The organism is Streptomyces griseocarneus, from assembly GCF_014655595.1.
In the GTDB taxonomy this organism is placed as follows: Bacteria; Actinomycetota; Actinomycetes; order Streptomycetales; family Streptomycetaceae; genus Streptomyces; species Streptomyces griseocarneus.
Genome location: NZ_BNBL01000001.1, coordinates 1,377,417 through 1,394,895 on the forward strand (window position 1 = coordinate 1,377,417; position 17,479 = coordinate 1,394,895).

At 72.8% G+C, this 17,479-nt stretch carries 17 protein-coding genes; 10 read left to right on the forward strand and 7 right to left on the reverse strand.

Annotation, left to right across the window (positions count from 1 at the left end):
- Window positions 1–19: 19 nt before the first annotated feature.
- Window positions 20–1,405, reverse strand: a complete 1,386-nt coding sequence (gene besA / locus IE295_RS05460) for an L-propargylglycine--L-glutamate ligase BesA (protein ID WP_190062245.1) — start codon at window positions 1,403–1,405, stop codon at window positions 20–22.
- A gap of 245 nt (window positions 1,406–1,650) precedes the next feature.
- On the opposite strand from besA, the gene IE295_RS05465 reads away from it, so the two are divergent.
- Window positions 1,651–2,655, forward strand: coding sequence for a DMT family transporter (locus IE295_RS05465; RefSeq protein WP_190062246.1), 1,005 nt, complete (start codon window positions 1,651–1,653; stop codon window positions 2,653–2,655).
- A 73-nt stretch (window positions 2,656–2,728) separates the two neighbouring features.
- Entirely contained in the window at window positions 2,729–3,433 is a 705-nt protein-coding gene (locus tag IE295_RS05470; RefSeq protein ID WP_190062247.1) for an alanyl-tRNA synthetase, read from the forward strand.
- A gap of 52 nt (window positions 3,434–3,485) precedes the next feature.
- Here IE295_RS05470 and cynR read toward each other — a convergent pair whose 3' ends face one another.
- Window positions 3,486–4,406 (reverse strand): transcriptional regulator CynR, encoded by a 921-nt coding sequence (cynR, locus tag IE295_RS05475; RefSeq protein WP_190062248.1) that lies wholly within the window; start codon window positions 4,404–4,406, stop codon window positions 3,486–3,488.
- Window positions 4,407–4,528: 122 nt separating this feature from the next.
- Between cynR and IE295_RS05480 the strand changes: the two genes are divergently transcribed.
- The 3 genes from IE295_RS05480 (at window position 4,529) to IE295_RS05490 (ending at window position 6,244) form a co-directional block, all read left to right on the forward strand.
- The gene (locus tag IE295_RS05480; RefSeq protein ID WP_190062249.1) at window positions 4,529–5,125 is read left to right on the forward strand and encodes a carbonic anhydrase; all 597 of its coding nucleotides are present in this window, start codon (window positions 4,529–4,531) and stop codon (window positions 5,123–5,125) included.
- A gap of 60 nt (window positions 5,126–5,185) precedes the next feature.
- On the forward strand, window positions 5,186–5,656 hold the full coding sequence (cynS, locus tag IE295_RS05485; RefSeq protein WP_190062250.1) for a cyanase: 471 nt from the start codon (window positions 5,186–5,188) through the stop codon (window positions 5,654–5,656).
- A 90-nt stretch (window positions 5,657–5,746) separates the two neighbouring features.
- Window positions 5,747–6,244 (forward strand): nucleoside deaminase, encoded by a 498-nt coding sequence (locus tag IE295_RS05490; protein ID WP_190062251.1) that lies wholly within the window; start codon window positions 5,747–5,749, stop codon window positions 6,242–6,244.
- A gap of 20 nt (window positions 6,245–6,264) precedes the next feature.
- Here the strand turns inward: IE295_RS05490 and IE295_RS05495 are convergent, their stop codons facing one another.
- Window positions 6,265–7,845: a phytoene desaturase family protein gene (locus IE295_RS05495; protein ID WP_190062252.1), complete on the reverse strand. Its 1,581-nt coding sequence runs from the start codon at window positions 7,843–7,845 to the stop codon at window positions 6,265–6,267.
- A 145-nt stretch (window positions 7,846–7,990) separates the two neighbouring features.
- On the opposite strand from IE295_RS05495, the gene IE295_RS05500 reads away from it, so the two are divergent.
- From IE295_RS05500 to IE295_RS05515, 4 genes are all read left to right on the forward strand, one after another.
- A complete protein-coding gene (locus tag IE295_RS05500; RefSeq protein WP_190062253.1) occupies window positions 7,991–8,545 on the forward strand; it encodes a hypothetical protein in 555 nt (184 codons plus the stop codon).
- 23 nt (window positions 8,546–8,568) lie between these two features.
- Entirely contained in the window at window positions 8,569–9,072 is a 504-nt protein-coding gene (locus IE295_RS05505; protein ID WP_190062254.1) for a hypothetical protein, read from the forward strand.
- Window positions 9,073–9,151: 79 nt separating this feature from the next.
- Window positions 9,152–10,723 (forward strand): FAD-dependent oxidoreductase, encoded by a 1,572-nt coding sequence (locus tag IE295_RS05510; protein ID WP_372479256.1) that lies wholly within the window; start codon window positions 9,152–9,154, stop codon window positions 10,721–10,723.
- A 3-nt stretch (window positions 10,724–10,726) separates the two neighbouring features.
- Window positions 10,727–11,707, forward strand: coding sequence for an iron-containing redox enzyme family protein (locus IE295_RS05515; RefSeq protein WP_190062255.1), 981 nt, complete (start codon window positions 10,727–10,729; stop codon window positions 11,705–11,707).
- On the opposite strand, the gene IE295_RS34385 is transcribed toward IE295_RS05515, so the two are convergent.
- Window positions 11,699–12,019 (reverse strand): CDGSH iron-sulfur domain-containing protein, encoded by a 321-nt coding sequence (locus tag IE295_RS34385; RefSeq protein ID WP_224323358.1) that lies wholly within the window; start codon window positions 12,017–12,019, stop codon window positions 11,699–11,701. The two genes, IE295_RS05515 and IE295_RS34385, sit on opposite strands and share 9 nt — an antisense overlap.
- Window positions 12,000–12,656 (reverse strand): HemK2/MTQ2 family protein methyltransferase, encoded by a 657-nt coding sequence (locus IE295_RS05525; protein ID WP_190062256.1) that lies wholly within the window; start codon window positions 12,654–12,656, stop codon window positions 12,000–12,002. Before IE295_RS05525 ends, IE295_RS34385 begins: the two co-directional genes overlap by 20 nt.
- 139 nt (window positions 12,657–12,795) lie before the next feature.
- On the opposite strand from IE295_RS05525, the gene IE295_RS05530 reads away from it, so the two are divergent.
- Window positions 12,796–13,674, forward strand: a complete 879-nt coding sequence (locus IE295_RS05530; RefSeq protein WP_190062257.1) for a universal stress protein — start codon at window positions 12,796–12,798, stop codon at window positions 13,672–13,674.
- An 18-nt stretch (window positions 13,675–13,692) separates the two neighbouring features.
- On the opposite strand, the gene IE295_RS05535 is transcribed toward IE295_RS05530, so the two are convergent.
- Together IE295_RS05535 and IE295_RS05540 are read right to left on the reverse strand one after the other, a co-directional pair.
- On the reverse strand, window positions 13,693–16,071 hold the full coding sequence (locus tag IE295_RS05535) for a phosphoketolase family protein (protein ID WP_190062258.1): 2,379 nt from the start codon (window positions 16,069–16,071) through the stop codon (window positions 13,693–13,695).
- Between the two features lie 120 nt (window positions 16,072–16,191).
- Window positions 16,192–17,478, reverse strand: coding sequence for a toll/interleukin-1 receptor domain-containing protein (locus IE295_RS05540; RefSeq protein WP_190062259.1), 1,287 nt, complete (start codon window positions 17,476–17,478; stop codon window positions 16,192–16,194).
- Between the last annotated feature and the right edge of the window lies 1 nt (window position 17,479).

A 17,479-nucleotide genomic window follows, 5' to 3' on the forward strand; every position in this document is an offset into this window, starting at 1 on the left:
TTCGATCGGGCGTGCGTCCTCAGGCGCGCACCAGGGCCGCTTCCGCCGCCTTGAAGTACGCGTCGGCGGCCTCGAAGTCGGTCGCCAGGGCGGTCAGTTCCACGAAGCCGCAGGACTTCAGCGCCCCCAGCACGTGCAGGGCCACGCCCTCGCCCTTGTCCTGCTGGTAGAGCAGCCCCTCCGCACGCAGCCGCTCGACAGCGGTCCTCGGGTCGATCCTGCCGAGCGCCTCCGGTTCGAGCAGCCGCCCGTGCACGTAGCACATCGTCCGCCCGTCGGGCCGGCGCAGCAGTCCGTCGTCCCCGACCTCCCTGCCGACGAGCGCCTCGGCATACCGCAGCACGTGGCTGGGGCCCACCTTGCGCAGGTTGATCTCCACCGCGAGCGGCCCGCGCTCGCCCGCGATCACGAAGTCGACGCCGAACGTGCCCCGGTGACCGAGCTCGGCCAGCACCGCGCCCGTGCGCGCGACCGCGTCGTTGATGACGGGCTGCCACTGCTCCTCCGCCGGGAACCGGCACCCCCAGTACTGGCCCCCCGACAGCACCTGGTCGTGGCAGGCGACCACCTTGACCGTGCCGTCCGCGAGGATGTGCCCGAGTCCGCTGGGGGAGGAGGTGACGTCCTCGAGGAACTCCTCCACGATCGCGCCGCCGACGGCGAGCTCGCGGTGGAAGTCGTCGGCGGGCATCCGGATCACCTCGGCCGCGGCCAGGAGGTCCCCGGTGCTGCCGAGCTTGTCGCAGGCGATCAGCACGTTCCCGATCGACGCGGCATAGGTGTTGGCGCTCAGCTTGACCATGACGCGCCGTGCCCGGCGCGAGCCGGAGGCGAGCCGCTCGATCTCCGCCAGCACGGCTTCCTCGCTGTGCAGCTCGGTCGCCGGCCCTTCGGGCACCGCCACGCCGGCGCGCACGAGGATCTCCTTGCCCCCGGCCTTGCTCCCCCAGCGGGTGACGAAGGACTGGTGGCCCTCTTCGAGGCCGGCACCGAGCGTGTGGGCCAGCTTGTCGAGGGAGTCGGAGGCCATGAAGTGGACGATGCTCGTCCGGGCGCTCTTCTCCGCGGCGCCCCGCAGCGCGTCCACGAGGCGGTCCTCGCCGAGGACCAGGTCGTCGAGCGGGCGCGGTCGGTGGGAGCTCGGCGTCAGCAGCGTCAGCCGCTCACGGGCGCTTTCGATCATGCGCTCGTCGAACCGGAAGATGTCGCGGAAGTGGTATTCGAGCGTGTAGGGATCGACCGGTTCCGACGTGACGACGACAGCCTGCACCGCCGGGTCGCGGAGATCCCACAGGAAACACAGGCTCCGCTCCGCCGAGTACCGGAGGTACGGCACTTCCTCCAGTATGCGATCGGCGTAGTTGAAGGCGTAGATCAAAATCCGTGTGGAATCGAAATCGGCCATAGGGAAGCGCTCTGCCTCGCTCGTCTGGGTCTCGGCGGACGGCCCGCACGGATCCGTGCGGGTCAGGTGCTCCAGGTGAGATTACGAGTCCGTCTGCGAAAAAGGTATCGGAGTTACTCGTTCCGGTGACTTCTCGCAAAAAAGTGCGAGTGATTGTCGTGGTGACGTGGCCAGAAATAAGCCATCACCCTTTATTTACGTCTAGGTTATTTGCTCCATACGTGCGTCGATGACAGGATCGGCTCGTGAAGATCCCGAAAGCCACTTGGGCTCTCGCCCTCACCGTCTTCGCGTGGGCATCGGCCTTTCCCGCCATTCGCGTGGGCCTGGACGGTTTCGGCGTCGCCGGGCTCTCGCTGGCCCGGCTCATGGTCGCCTCGGTCGCCCTGGCGGTCGCGGCACCGTTCCTCGGCGTACGCGCACCACGCCGACGGGACCTGCCCATGATCGCGCTGTGCGGGGCGAGCGGCATGTCCGCCTACCAAGTCCTCCTCAACTGGGGCGAGGTGCACGTCCCCGCCGGCACCGCGAGCCTGCTCATCGCCGTCGCCCCGGTGTTCAGCGTGCTGCTCGCGGCGGCCTTCCTCGGAGAGCGGATCACCTGGTTCAAGACCACCGGAAGCGTGGTGGCGATCGCCGGCGCGGCGGTGATCGCGGTGGCCGGAGGCCACGCCGAATACACCACGTCGGCGTGGGTCGTCCTCGCCGCGGCCGTCGTCCAGGGCGTCTACCACTTCGCGACCAAGCCCCTCCTGGTGCGGTACACCGGCCTCGAGGTCGCCTGCTACGCGATGTGGGCGGGGACCCTCTTCCTGCTGCCCCTCCTCCCCTGGATGGTGCACGGCTTCGCGGCCGCGTCGACGGCGCCGATGCTGTCCGCGGTGTACCTCGGACTGATCCCCTCCGCCGTAGGCTTCGTCGTATGGGGGTACGCGGTCGCCCGGCTGTCCATGGCCTCGTCCACCGCGGCGCTGTACCTCGTGCCGCCGGTGGCCCTCGTCGTGGCGTACGTATGGCTGGGGGAGGTGCCGTCCCCGCTGGCGCTGGTCGGTGGGGTGCTCGGGATCGCGGGCGTCGCACTCATCAACCACCGCCCGCGCCGGGCGGACAGCGACAGCCCCACCGAGGGGCTGACCGGGGAGCCCGGGGCGCCCCACCCGGACGGGCCGGACGGAAAGGAGGCGCCGTCCCGCCACAGAACGGCGCGGCAGGCCGAGCGGTCCGGACCGGCGGCACCGGGGCTCGAATAATTCGCCGTTTCCCGCCTCTCGCCTCCCTCTGTACTGCAGCATGAGCATTCTCGCGGAACACACCATGAGACACATGGAAGGCACCCCCAGGACAGTGGGCACGCAGAACAGCGTCTATCTGACCCAGACGTACACCTACGAGGCCAAGACCACGATTCTCAGCCGCGCCTCGAGCGCCGCCGGCCTCCGGATCGCCCTCGTGGACAACATCTTCCATCCGCAGGGCGGAGGGCAGCCGAGCGACCGTGGCTGGGTGGACGGGATTCCCGCCTCGCCGGTACGCGATCCCGATTCGGGATGGGTCCATCTCGACCTGGTCCCCGGATCCGAGGAGGATCTGCCGCGATTCTCCGAGGGCGACGTGGTCACCGCGGCCATCGACGCCGAACAACGCCGCCTCTTCGCCGCCCTCCACACCGCGGGCCACCTGGTCGACGCGCTGATCCGACCCTTCGGGGTGCGGCACGTGGGCAGTAACCACTTTCCCGGTCAGGCCCGGGTCGAATACGAGCTCGACGGCGCGGAAGTGGACAAGGAACAAATGGCCGATTCTCTGCGCGAGGGAGTGATCAAGGCCATCGGGCAGGGCCTCCCGATCAGCTCCGGCGCGTGCGACGGGCGGCGGACCATCACCATCGAGGGACTCGCGACGGAGTTCTGCGGCGGCACGCACGTCCCTGACCTGAGCTGCCTGACCGATGTCTCCATCCGCTCCGTCAAAATCAAGTCGGGCCGTCTGAAGGTCGGCTACGAGGCGGCCCACGCGGCGCTGACCTGACCGCCGCCGGCCCTGACCCGCGTCTGTCCTCGGCCGGTGCCCGGACGCGTGATCACGTCGTCCGGGCGGCCGGAGGGGCGTAGCCGCGGGTGTGCACGAGCTCCTGGGTGATGCGGGTGAAGGCGCGCGCCGCGGCGCTGCGGTAGGCGCCTTCGCGCCGCAGGAGGGTGACGGTGCGCGTGGGCAGGGGCGGGTCCAGGGGGACGGGCCTCAGGTGGGGGTGGTCGTCGGTGATGGCGCCGGGCAGGACGGTGGCCAGCGGGGTGCGCCGGACGATCTCGGTGAGCGCCTGGATGGAGTTGGCCTCCACGGCGATGTGCGGCCGGACCCCGTGGGCGGCGAAGTAGGCGTCGATGTGGCCGCGGGTGGCGAAGTCGCCGCTGAGCAGGGCCAGATGGCGCTCGGCGAGGTCCCGGACGGGCAGCGGGTCCAGCCCGTCCGCGCCGGGCCGGTGGGCGCCGGTGACGAGGCCGAGGGTCTCGGTGAACAGGGCGGTCGCGGCGATGCCGGGCGCGTGGGGACCGTGGAAGGCGACGCCCAGGTCGAAGTCGTCGGCCAGCAGGCCGGCCTCGACGCGGTCCTGGGTCGTCTCCTTGACCTCCAGGGTGATCCCCGGGTGGCGGGCGTGGAGTTCGGCCGTGAGCGGGCCGACCAGGTAGGCGGTGAAGGTGGGGGTCAGGGCCAGGCGCAGGTGGCCGCGCGAGAGGTCGGCCAGGTCCACGACGGCGCGTTCGGCCGCCGCCAGGTCGCGCAGGGCGCGGCGGGCGTGATGCGCGTAGGTTTCGCCGGCGTCGGTGAGCCGTACGGTGCGGCCGGTGCGGTCCAGGAGCTGGGCGCCGACGGTGCGCTCGAGCTGCTTGATCTGGTGGGACAGCGTGGGCTGGGAGATGTGCAGCTCCTCGGCGGCGCGGGTGAAGCTCGCGTGCTCGGCGACGGCGAGCAGGTAGCGCAGGTGACGGAGTTCCAGGGCCATGACCACAACTATAGATGTGGTCGATGGAAGTCATGGATATTGACTCTTGGACTCTATAGGGCCAGGTCATGCATGGTGGAACACGTCAGCCCACGGGGCCGGCAGCCACCGAAGGAGTGACCATGCAAGACCTCACCGAGGGCGTCGCGCGTTTCCAGCGGGACGTCTACCCCGCCAAGGCGGAGCTCTTCGCCCGCCTGGCCGCGACCCACCGGCCGACGACGCTGTTCATCGGCTGCTCCGACGCCCGGGTGGTGCCGGAGCTCATCACCCAGAGCGAGCCCGGCGAGCTGTTCGTCATCCGCACGGCCGGCAACCTCGTCCCCGCCCACGCCCCCGGCCCGGACGGCGTGGCGGCCAGCATCGAGTACGCCGTCGCCGTCCTGGGCGTCACCGACATCGTGGTCTGCGGGCACTCCGCCTGCGGCGCGATGACCGCCCTCGCCGAGAGCCACGACCTGAGCGCCGCTCCCGCGATCGCCGGCTGGCTGCGCTTCGCCGACGCCTCCGTCGCCCGCGCCGCGGCCGACGGGCCGGACGTGGCCGCCCTGGTCCGCGAGAACGTGCGCGCCCAGCTGGCCAACCTGGCCACCCACCCGTCGGTGGCCCGCGCCCTGGCCGCGAACGCGGTCACCCTGCGCGGCTGGGTCTACGACATCCCCTCCGGCACCGTCGAGGAGCTCGACGCCACCGGCCGTACGGCCCCCCTCGCGGCCTGACCGCCGCCCCCACATTTGTCCCTCCCCAGCTGTCTCTTCCTCCGAAAGGAAACCCTTCCCATGGTGCACGCCCAGTTCGACCCCGCCGCCCGTCAGGCCCTGGCCGCCGAGGCCGTCGAGGCCAAGGTGCGCAAGGACCTGTCCTGGCAGCAGATCGCCGACGCCGCCGGCCTGTCGGTCGCCTTCGTCACCGCCGCCGTGCTCGGCCAGCACCCGCTGCCCGAGGCCTCGGCCGAGGCCGTCGCCGAGCTCCTGGGCCTGGACGACGACGCCGCAAGGACGCTGCAGACCATCCCGAGCCGCGGCTCCATCCCCGGCGGCATCCCGACCGACCCGACCATCTACCGCTTCTACGAGATGCTCCAGGTCTACGGCACCACCCTCAAGGCCCTGGTCCACGAGCAGTTCGGCGACGGCATCATCAGCGCGATCAACTTCAAGCTGGACGTGAAGAAGGTCGCCGACCCCGAGGGCGGCGAGCGCGCCGTCATCACCCTGGACGGCAAGTACCTGCCGACCAAGCCCTTCTGATCCGGCCCGGGGCGGGCCCGCGGCGACGACGCCGCCGGCCCGCCCCGGCCCGTCCCGCCCGTCCCGCGTCCCCGCCAAGGAGGAATCCCCATGGACTTCGTACAGCGCACCATCGACATAGCCCGCCGCAACGTCGAGGAGGGCGGCCGTCCGTTCGCGACCGTCATCGTCAAGGACGGCGAGATCCTCGCCGAGTCGCCGAACAAGGTGGCGCAGACCAACGACCCGACCGCGCACGCGGAGATCCTCGCCATCCGCGAGGCGTGCGTGAAGCTGGGCACCGAGCACCTGACCGGCACCACCATCTACGTCCTCGCCCACCCGTGCCCGATGTGCCTGGGCTCGCTGTACTACTGCAGCCCCGACGAGGTCGTCTTCCTCACCACCCGCGACGCCTACGAGCCGCACTACGTGGACGACCGCAAGTACTTCGAGCTCGACTCCTTCTACGGCGAGTTCGCCAAGGACCACACCGAGCGCCGCCTGCCCATGCGCTACGAGGCGCGCGACGCCGCGGTCGACGTCTACCGGTTCTGGCAGGAGCTCAACGGCGGCGAGCGCCGCGTGGCCGGCGCCCCCACCGCCTGACATCCGTCACGGCCCGCTCGTCAGCAACTCCTCAGCAGCTCCTTGGCGACGATGTAGCCGGAGGCGCCGTTGACGCCGTGCCCCGGCCAGGTCGCCGCGCCGACCATGAAGAGGTTCGGCACGACGGTCCGGTGCGACGGCCGGCCGGGGAGGGGCCGGAGCAGATAGCTCTGGGCCAGTTCGTGGCTGCCGCCGTAGGGGTCGCCCGGACCGCAGTTCGGGTTGAAGCGGGCCAGGTCGGGCGGGCCGAGCACATGCCGGCCGATGACGGCCCCGGGCAGGTTCGGCGCGTGGCGGGCGGCGAGCGCGATCACCCTGTCCGCGAAGGCCTCCTTCACCCCGTCCGTCCACCCGTCACGCGTGTCGATCTCCCCGGCGGCATCACCCCGCAGCCGCAGCGGCACGTCCAGCATCTGCAGCCGGGCCACGGCCGCGCCCGCCGGACAGCGCGTCGGGTCGGCGGCGGAGGGCGTGTCGAAGGAGATCGTCGGTTCCGCCGGAAGCAGGCCCCGGGTCGCCTCGCCGACCGAACGGGACAGCGCGTCGAGGCCCTGGGTGAGGTGCGACTGCCCGGTACGGGCCAGCCGCTCGTCCTCGAACACCGGTGGCTCGGACAGCGCCAGGTGCAGCTGGACGCAGCCGCGGCCGTAGCGGTACTCGCCCGCCTGCCGCCGGATCGCCGGCGGGACCACGCCGTCGGCGTCCGCGAGCAGCTTCAGGTACAGCTGGTCGGGATTCACCGAGGCGACGACGGCCCGCCGGGCCGTGGCGACCTCCCCGTCCGCCGTGCGCACGCCCACCGCACGGCCGTCGCGGACCAGGATCCGTTCCACCCACCGCCCGGTCAGGACCCGGCCGCCGTGGTGCTCGACCAGGGCCGTCAGTGCCCGCGCGAGCCGCTCGCTGCCGCCCTCCGGCGTGGGCATGCCGGCCGTGGTCACCGCGATCAGCGTCAGCAGCGTCCAGAAGGCGCTGTTGACCTCGTCGGGCCCGCGCCCCAGGTGCAGCGCCCACGGCGCCAGCATCCCGTGCAGGACCGGCGAGGTGAAACGGTGCTCGAGCAGGTCCCTGGACGTACGGAGGAAGTCCCGAGTGAACGCCGAGTAGTGACCGTCGTCGTGCGTCAGGGCATGAATGACCCGCGCCGACTCCGGGCTGCTGAGGTCCGCGGCGAACAACGCGAACACCGGCCCGGCGTACGGCGCGAAGTCCGCCAGCAGGGTGGCGAGAGCGGCGCCGTCGCCGGGGGCGAGGCGGTCGGCCTCCGCCTCGTTCTCCGCGGCGTCGGTCGAGAACACCGCGGATCCCGCCCCGGGCGTCGAGACGCCGATGGCGTAGCGGGAGCCGCGGTACGTCAGCCCGAACCCGGCCAGCTCGGGGCCGAGTTCGGCGTAGGCGGGGCCGGAGGTGAACAGGGGGTGCGCCGAGGAGTACACGTCGTGCCGGAACCCCGGCACGGTGAGTTCCTCGGTGCGCACGAGGCCGCCGGGACGGTCGTTGCCCTCCAGGACGAGGACGTTCCATCCCGCGCGGGCCAGATACGCCGCCGTGACCAGTGCGTTGTGACCGCTGCCCACGACAACCGCGTCATATCGGCTCATAGAGGATGGTGGCACGGCGGGTGCCCGACGGTGAAGACCCCGTCGTGCGCAGGTCGTGGCCCCTGTAGAACACAGGTTCCCTTGTGCGGTGATGGAGGATACGCTGAAAGGTGCATATCCGACATCCCCTAGGGGGTGGGGTTTCATGTCCACAGGGATTCTTCTGGCGATCATCATCGCCCTGGTGGTGGTAATCGTTGTCGCCACAGGCGCCTACCTCATGGCGCGCCGCAGGCGGCTGCGCGAGCGCTTCGGTCCGGAGTACGAACGGACGGTGGAGGAGAGCGGCAGCCGGCGGGCGGCCGAGCGTGACCTGAGCGAGCGCGAGAAGCGGCACGACTCGCTGGACATCAAGCCGCTGGAAAGCGGTGTCCGGGACCGGTACTCCCGGGAGTGGACCAGCGTGCAGGGCGAATTCGTGGACCGCCCCGAGGACGCCGTGCAGGACGCGGACCTGCTGGTGACCTCGCTGATGCGCGACCGCGGCTACCCCACCGAGGGGTACGAGCAGCGGCTGAGGGACCTGTCGGTCGAGCACGGCCGCACGCTCGGGCACTACCGCGACGCACACGAGATCAACAAGCTCAGCATGAGGCACGAGGCGACCACCGAGCAGCTGCGGGGTGCCATGGTGCACTACCGCGCACTCTTCGACGAGCTGCTCTCCAACGGTGGCCAGGCCCGTCACGCCCGTACCTGACGGCTGAGAAGGACGGAGGAGACATGCGACGCGAAGACGTACCGGAACCGGAGGATCGCGGTCTGTCCACCGACGACCTCGCCCGCGCGAGCGGCGGGGACACCGGCGACGAGAGGGAAGAGACCGAAGGCCTCTCCGGCGTGCCCACCTACCCCGGCGAGAGCACGGCGGACACCGGCACCGAGGACACCGGCGCCACGGACACCGGCGCCGAAGGCGAGAGCACCACGACCGCGAGCGCGGCGGACGAGGAGGAGACCCCGCAGCTGCTGGGCGCGGACGACGAGGAGGACTTCCGGACGCGCTGGCAGGAGATCCAGAACCGGTTCGTCGACGACCCGCGCGACGCAGTGCATTCGGCCGACGCGCTGGTGGCGGAGGTCATGCAGACGCTGGCCACGACGTTCTCCCGGGCCAAGGAGGACCTGGAGAGCCAGTGGAACCGGGGCGAGGAGGCGGACACCGAGGCCCTGCGCCTGGCGCTGCGGCACTACCGCTCGTTCTTCAACCGGCTGCTCACCGCTTGATCACTGCCTGGCCACCCGGACGGACGCAACGCCGGCGGCGTTGTGCTTCGGACGTGGCATCGGGGGAACCCGGTCGGTCATGTCACGCCTTCCCGGGCCGGGCCCGGACCCCGGCCCCGAGCCGCCCGGCAGCGCCGAGTCGTACTGGATGGCCACGGTCGCCCCCGTGCCCCGCGCCGAGGCCCTGACCTCGGACATCGACGTGGACGTCGCCGTCGTCGGCGGCGGCGTCGCGGGCCTGAGCACCGCCTGGGAGCTGATCGACGCCGGCCGCTCGGTGGCCGTCCTGGAGGCCGACCGCCTCGCCGCCGGGGTCAGCGGATACACCACCGCCAAGCTCTCCGCGCTGCACACCCTCGTCTACGACAAGCTGCGCCGCACCCGGGGCGCGGAGGGCGCGCGGCTGTACGCGCGGTCCCAGCAGGAGGCCGTCGAACGGGTCGTCGAGGTCGCGGCCGCGCTGCACGTGGACTGCGAGCTGGAACGGGTGCCCGCCTTCGTCTACGTCACCGACCCGGCCCGGCGGCCGGCCATGGAGGCGGAGGCCGAGGCGGCCCGGGAGGCCGGGCTGGCCGCCTCGTACACCGAGGAGACCGGGCTGCCCTTCCCCGTCGCGGGCGCCGTGCGCGTCGAGGAGCAGGCGCAGTTCCACCCGCGCAGGTACCTGCTCGCGCTCGCGGACGACCTGCGCGAGCGCGGCGGGCGCCTGTACGAGCGCACCCGCGTCACCGGGCTCACCGAGGGCACGCCGTGCCGCCTGACCACCGAGAACGGCGCCGTGGTCACCGCCCGCGAGGTGGTCGTCGCCACCCACTACCCCGTCTTCGACCGGGCCCTGCTGTTCACCCGGCTCTCCCCGCGCCGCGAGCTGGTGGTGGCCGCCGTGATCCCCGCCGGGGACGACCCGGGCGGGATGTACATCACCGACGAGGACCGGACGCGGTCGATGCGCACGGCCCCGTACGACGAGGAGCGGCGCCTGCTGATCGTCACGGGTGAGCACTTCACCCCCGGCGCGGGCGGGGTCGCCGAACGGTTCGCCCGCCTCGCCGCCTTCACGGCCGAGCACTTCCCGCGCGCCGAGACGGTCCACCACTGGGCGGCCCAGGACAACGACCCCACCGACACCGTGCCGCTCGTGGGCCCCTTCCACCCGGGCGCCCAGCACACCTACGTCGCCACCGGCTTCGGCGGCTGGGGCATGAGCGGCGGCGTCATGGCCGGCCGGCTGCTCACCGACCTCATCGTGGGGCGGTACGTCCCGCCGTGGGCCGGGCTGTACGACCCGCGACGGCTGTGGAGCACCGTGCGCGAGGCGCCCGCCTTCCTCAGGCACCAGGCGGCCGTCGGGCGGCATTTCGTCGGCGACCGGCTGCGGACGACCCACGCGGACTCGGCCGAGGACATCCCGCCCGGCGGCGGCGCCGTCGTCCGCCTGGGCGGCAGGCGCTGCGCCGTCCACCGGGAGGAGGACGGAACGCTGCGCGCGGTCTCCGCGCGCTGCACCCACCTGGGCTGCCTGGTGGCGTTCAACGCCGCCGAGCGGACCTGGGAATGCCCCTGCCACGGCTCGCGGTTCGCCGTCGACGGCACGGTCCTGCAGGGACCGGCGACCCGGCCCCTGGACGTCCGCGACGTCCCGGAGGACTGACGCATGGCGGCCTGCCCGCCCCCGCGCGGGGAACTGACCGCCGCGCTCGCCGAGGCGCTCGCCCGCGAACCCGGCGCCCGCCTGCCCGACGACGCCGTCGCCGGCCGCGCCGACCCCTACGGCGACGACCTCCAGCTCGCCCTGTACCTCTGCTACGAGCTGCACTACCGCGGCCTCGACGGGGTCGACGACGCGTGGGAGTGGGACCCCGGCCTGCTGCGGCTGCGCCACGCCCTCGAACGGGCGTTCCGCTCCGCCCTGCGCGCGGACGTACCGCCCGGTGACGACGTCGGCTCCGCGCTCGGCGACCTGGTGACCGAACCCCTCGACGGCCACGGCGTCACGCATTACCTGCGGGACGAGGGGCAGTTGTGGCAGCTGCGCGAGTACGCGGCGCACCGCTCGCTCTACCAGCTCAAGGAGGCCGACCCGCACGCCTGGATGATCCCGCGGCTGACCGGCGGGGCGAAGGCCGCCCTGGTCACCGTCGAGTACGAGGAGTTCGGGGCCGGCCGCGCCGAGCGGGTGCACGCCACGCTCTTCGCCGCCCTCATGCGGGACCTGTACCTCGACGACACCTACGGCCACTACCTGGACGCGGCACCGGCCCCGACCCTGGCCACCGTCAACCTCATGTCGCTGCTCGGCCTGCACCGGGCCGCGCGCGGCGCCCTCGTGGGGCACTTCGCGGTCGTCGAGAGCACCTCTCCGCCCGCTTCCCGGCGGATGATCGAGGCGCTGGAGAGGCTGGGCGGGGGAGCGGCGGCCGTCCACTTCTACACCGAGCACGTGGAGGCGGACGCGGTGCACGAACAGCTCGTACGCCACGAGGTCGTCGGCGGCCTGCTCCGCGAGGAGCCGCACCTGGCGGCCGACGTGGTGTTCGGGATCGCCGCCACCCTGCTGCTGGAGGAACGCCTGGGCGACCACCTCCTGGACGCCTGGCGGGCGGGCAGGTCGTCGCTGCGCGTGCCCCTACGCTGAGCTCGACCCCTCCCCGGGCGCGTGTCCGTCCTTCGGCGCGTGTCCGTCCTTCGGCGGCGGGCCCCGGTGGCTGGTGTCGCACCAGGGGAAGATCCGGCTGAGCCGACAGGTGCACAGGGCGACCACGGGCCGGTCGGACCGCACGAGCGTGCCGTCGTCCCCCACGACCTCGACCGGGCCCTCGACGAGCATCGGCCCGCCGGGCTCCTGGCGGACGCGGCGGGCGGGCGGACCGGCCCGCTCCGCCGCGCAGGAGGCACAGCCCTCGCCGTGCTCGCGGTGCGCACAGTGATCACGGCGTTCGCCGGGCACGGATCACCACCAGCTCCTCCTTGTCCTGCCCGGGCGCGAGCAGCCCGCGCGAGCGCAGCCAGTCGGCACGCGCACGGACGACGGGGCCGAGCGGCACGAACCGGCGGTCGGTGATCCGCGCCTCCAGCCCGCCGTCGGCCAGCAGCGCGAGGGTCCTCGCCACCCCGGACAGCGCGGAGTGCACGATCAGCAGCACCCCGGCCGGCTCCAGCAGGGCCGGTACCCGGGCGCACAGCGGGTCGAGCACGCTCCGCCCGTCCTCCCCGGCGTCCCGGGGCCGGTCCGCCGCCCGGGGCGGGCGTCCGGTGGCGGGCGTGGGCACGTACGGCGGGTTGGCCAGCACCAGGTCGAAGCGCTGCCCGGCGACCGGCCCCAGCAGATCGCCGCGCACCGCCCGGATGCGGCGGCGGGCCAGCAGGCCGTTGACGCGGGCGGTGAGCACCGCGCGCACGGAAATGTCGACGGCCGTGACCTGCCCGGCGCCCTGCCGGGCCGCGGCGAGGGCCAGCGCGCCGGTCCCCGTCCCGACGTCGAGCACCCGGGCCCCGGGCGGCAGACGCTCCCGCCGCAGGGCCGCCTCCAGCAGCCAGGTGTCCTCCTGCGGGGGGTAGACACCGGGAGGCGTGACGAACCACATCCACCTCGAGTGACCCTTCGGCGATGTCCTAAACCTCTGCTGCCCCCCTGACGGCGTCCCGCCGCCGGCCGCGCGGCCCGGTTGCGCACGGCAGGGGGCCACGGCAACCATGGTCCCCACCGCCATCGGGAGGGGCCTCATGTCCGGCACGATCACCGCGGGAGTGGACGGAACCGACCACAGTCTGGCCGCCGCCGTATGGGCGGCGGCCGAGGCGCGGCGCCGGGATGCGGAGCTGCGCCTGGTGCACGCCTGGATCTGGCGGCCCCTGGACCTGCCCATCGCGGCGGACGCCGACACGCAGGAGCGCTGGGCGCACGACCTGCTGCGGGCGGCGGAGAGCCGGGTGGCCGCGGCCGAGCCCGGGGTGCCGCTCTCGGCCCACGTGCTGCCGGACGACGCGGTGCCGGCCCTGGTCGACGAGACGCGGCGGACCGGCCTGCTCGTGCTCGGCTCGCGCGGCCACGGCGCCCTGGTCGGGTACCTGGTCGGCTCCGTCGCCCTGCACGTCCTGCGGCAGGCCGAGGGGCCGGTCGTGCTCGTACGCGACCCCGGCGAGGCGGACGAGGAACCTTCGCCGGCCCCGGACGAGGTGGTGGTGGGCGTCGACGCCGTGGCGGAGGACGCGGGTCCCGTCCTGGAGTTCGCCTTCGCGGCCGCGCGGACGCGGGGCGCGCGCCTGCGGGCCGTACGGGCCTGGTCCCTGCCCCCGGTCTTCGCCTGGAGCCCCGGATCCCTGCACCTGGCCGACGAGGCCGGGGGATTCGAACCACTGGAGAAGCGGCGGCTGGCCGAGGCCCTGCTCCCGTGGCGGCGGGCGTATCCGGACGTGGAGGTCGCCGAGCACGTCGAAATGGGCAGCGGCGCGCAGGTGTTGCTCTCCGCCGGCGGGCGCGCCGCGCTCCTCGTCGTCGGACGCCGCACCGCCGGCCCCCACGGCCTCCAGCGCGTCGGCCACGTCACCCACGCGGTGCTGCACCACGCCTCCTGCCCGGTGGCCGTGGTGCCGCACCCGTAGCGATCCGCGGCGGCCCGGTCAGCCGGGCCACGTCCATTCCTCGACCTCCGGCATGTCGGTGCCGTGTTCGCGGATCCAGGCGTGGTGGCGGCTGCGGGCGTCCTCCATGGCCTGCCGGACGGGGGCGGCCCGGACGGCCAGGGTGGGGACGCGGTCGATGACGTCCATGACCAGGCGGTAGCGGTCGAGGTCGTTGCGCACGACCATGTCGAAGGGCGTGGTGGTGGTGCCGATCTCCTTGTAGCCGCGCACGTGCAGGTTGGCGTGGCCGGTGCGGCGGTAGGCGAGACGGTGGATGAGCCAGGGATAGCCGTGGTAGGCGAAGATCACCGGCTTGTCGCGGGTGAAGAGGGCGTCGTACTCCGGGTCCGTCATGCCGTGGGGGTGTTCCCCGGGGGGCAGCAGCCTGGCCAGGTCGACGACGTTGACGACGCGCACCGACAGGTGGGGCAGGTGGTGGCGGACGAGTTGCGCGGCCGCGAGGACCTCCTGGGTGGGGACGTCGCCGGCGCAGGCCAGGACGACGTCGGGCTCGCGGGTGCCGTCCTCGGTGCCGGCCCACGGCCAGATCCCGGCGCCGCGCGCGCAGTGCGCACGGGCCTCCTCCAGGCCCAGCCAGTCGAAGCAGGGCTGCTTGCCGGCGACGATCACGTTGACGTAGTCCCGGCTGCGCAGCACGTGGTCGGCGACGGACAGGAGGGTGTTGGCGTCCGGCGGGAGGTAGACGCGTACGGCTTCGGGACTCTTGTTGAGGATGTGGTCGATGAAGCCGGGGTCCTGGTGGGAGAAGCCGTTGTGGTCCTGGCGCCACACGTGCGAGGTGAGGAGGTAGTTGAGGGAGGCGATGGGCCGGCGCCAGGGCAGGCGGCGGCTGACCCGCAGCCATTTGATGTGCTGGTTGACCATGGAGTCGACGATGTGGGCGAAGGCCTCGTAGCTGGAGAACAGGCCGTGCCGGCCGGTGAGGAGGTAGCCCTCCAGCCAGCCCTGGCAGGTGTGCTCGGAGAGGATCTCCATGACCCGGCCGTGCCGGTCCAGGTGCTCGTCGGTGGTCAGGGTCGCGGCCTGCCAGGCCTTGCCGCTGGCGCGGTAGACGGCCTGGAGCCGGTTGGAGGCCGTCTCGTCGGGACCGACCAGCCGGAAGTCCCGGCGCTCGCCTGTCGCCTCCATCACGCTCTCGAGCAGGTCGCCCAGCACGCCGGTCGGCTCGTGCCGGGTGCCGCCCGGCTTGTCCACCGGCACCGCGAAGCGTTCCAGCGGGGGCAGGGGCAGGTCGCGCAGCAGCAGACCGCCGTTGGCGTGCGGCGTGGCGCCGAGCCGGCGCTCGCCGCCGGGCACGCAGGCCAGGACCTCGGGCCGGGGCCGGCCGTGATCGTCGAACAGCTCCTCCGGCCGGTAGGAGCGCAGCCACGCCTCCAGCTGCCGCAGGTGGTCGGGATTGTCGCGGACGCCGGACAGCGGGACCTGGTGGGCGCGCCAGGTGCCCTCGACGGGCAGCCCGTCGACCTCGGCCGGGCCGGTCCAGCCCTTCGGGGTGCGCAGCACGATCACCGGCCAGCGGGGGCGTTCGGTGACGCCTTCCCGACGGGCGGTGCGCTGGATCAGGGCGATCCGGTCGAGCGCGGTGTCCATGGCGGCGGCCATGTCCCGGTGGACGGCCATCGGGTCGTCCCCGGACACGTGGAGCGGCTCGTGACCGTAGCCGCGCAGGAGGTCGTCCAGCTCGGGTCCGGGGAGGCGGGCCAGGACGGCCGGGTTGGCGATCTTGTAGCCGTTGAGGTGGAGGACGGGCAGCACGGCGCCGTCGTGGACGGGGTCGAGGAACTTGTTCGAGTGCCAGGACGCGGCGAGCGGACCGGTCTCGGCCTCGCCGTCGCCGATGACGCACGCCACGAGCAGGTCCGGGTTGTCGAAGGCCGCTCCGTAGGCGTGGGAGAGCGAGTAGCCCAGTTCCCCGCCCTCGTGGATGGAGCCCGGCGTCTCGGGCGCGACGTGGCTGGGCACGCCGCCGGGGAAGGAGAACTGCCGGAACAGCCGCTCCATGCCCGCCGCGTCCCGGCCCACATCCGGGTACGTCTCGGAGTACGACCCCTCCAGCCAGGAGTTCGCCAGCACCGCCGGCCCGCCGTGCCCGGGTCCCCACACGCACAGGGCGTTCAGCTCACGCGCCGTGACGACGCGGTTGAGATGGGTGTGGACGAGGTTCAGCCCCGGCGAGGTCCCCCAGTGGCCGAGCAGCCGCGGCTTGACGTGCTCGGCACGCAACGGCTCCCTCAGCAGCGGGTTGCGCATCAGGTAGATCTGCCCGACGGCCAGATAGTTCGCGGCGCGCCAGTGGGCGTCCAGGGACCGCAGCTCCCGCTCGCCGGGGCCGTCGGTCGTCGTGTCGTTCCGCATGAGTCCTCCGCAACGCTGATCGGCCTTCCCCTGTCTTCTGTCCCAGCCTGGGCCGACCATGGGCGCACCGCCATGGTTTCCCCGGCCACGTGGCGGAGCTCGCGTGCGACGGGGTCCTCCTCACACCGGGCCGTACGGCGCGCGGGCGTCATGGAAACGGCGGTGCGTGGCCAGCATGTCGCGCTCCTGCCCGGGCGTCAGGGATATGAGGCGGTTGCGACTGCCCAGCGCGGGCGGGCCGTCCCCGACCCGGGCGGAGGAGAAGAGGAACAGCAGCCGTGGGAACTCCTCCAGCAGCCGCTGCAGCAGCCGGGCCTCGGGCGGCTCGTGGAGAGCGATGGTCACCGGCCCGCCGGACTCGCGCTCATGACGGATCAGGGCCTTCTGCAGTTCGGCCGGCCCGCACGGCTCACCGAAACAGAGTTCCCGGTGGAGGAAGTCCCGGATGTCGCTGACGATGCTGTCCACCCAGGGCATTCCCTTGCGCGGGACGGGCTTGTGCACCAACCAGGGGTCCGGGTTCTCGCTCGCGCGCCGCAGGTACATCTCGGCCGTCCTCCCCGACCGCGACTCGAGCAGGGCCACCCGGCCCTCGGTGGCCTCGGCCAGGGCCTGCAACTGGTCGGCCGCTCCGCCGGGCACGCGTGAGTACGGCACGACGACGTCCACGATCTCCTGCCGGCGGCTCCTGTCCGCCAGCTGGCCCAGGAAATAGCCGAGGGCCTCGCGCATGCGGCACGGGTCGCCGAACTCCGCCAGCGGCCGCTCGGTCAGCAGGCCCCGGGAGACGCGGTAGTTCGTGTGGTCCGGGGCGTAGGCCAGCGTGGTGACGCCCAGGATCTGCGCCGTGCGTTCCAGGACGACGTCGGACAGCGCCGCGATGCGGCAGGCGACGTACTCCGTCACCTCGGGGTGGGGGAGGGCTCCGTACCGCTCCACCAGCGGCAGCAGGCTCTGCCCCAGCTTCTCGGGGGGCTCCTCGGGGCCGGCGCCGGCCGGCCAGTACGCCATGTCGTACTTGGAGAGGTTGAGCTTTCTCAGCTTGCTCTCGCTCGCGTCGAGGTCCGCTCTGCGGACCCCCGGCAGCAGCAATGGCAGGAGGACGAACGAGCCCATGTTCTGCTGCCGCATGAACTCGGCGATGCGGATCTCCCTCTTGACGTGCGGGGAGACGAGGGCGTGCCGGGACAGCAGGACGACCATGCCGTGGCAGGAGCCCATCAGCCGCAGCACCGTGGGGCTCCACTCGCAGCCGCCGGCGAGACGGGCCTTGTCGTACACCGGATCGCACCCCAGATCGTGCAGGTGCCCCGCCGTGGCCGCGAGGAACGCGCGGCACCGGCAACCGTCCTGGGGCGGGCAGTTCGAGCTGTGGGCGATGAACACGCGGGGTCGGGGTCGGGTCATC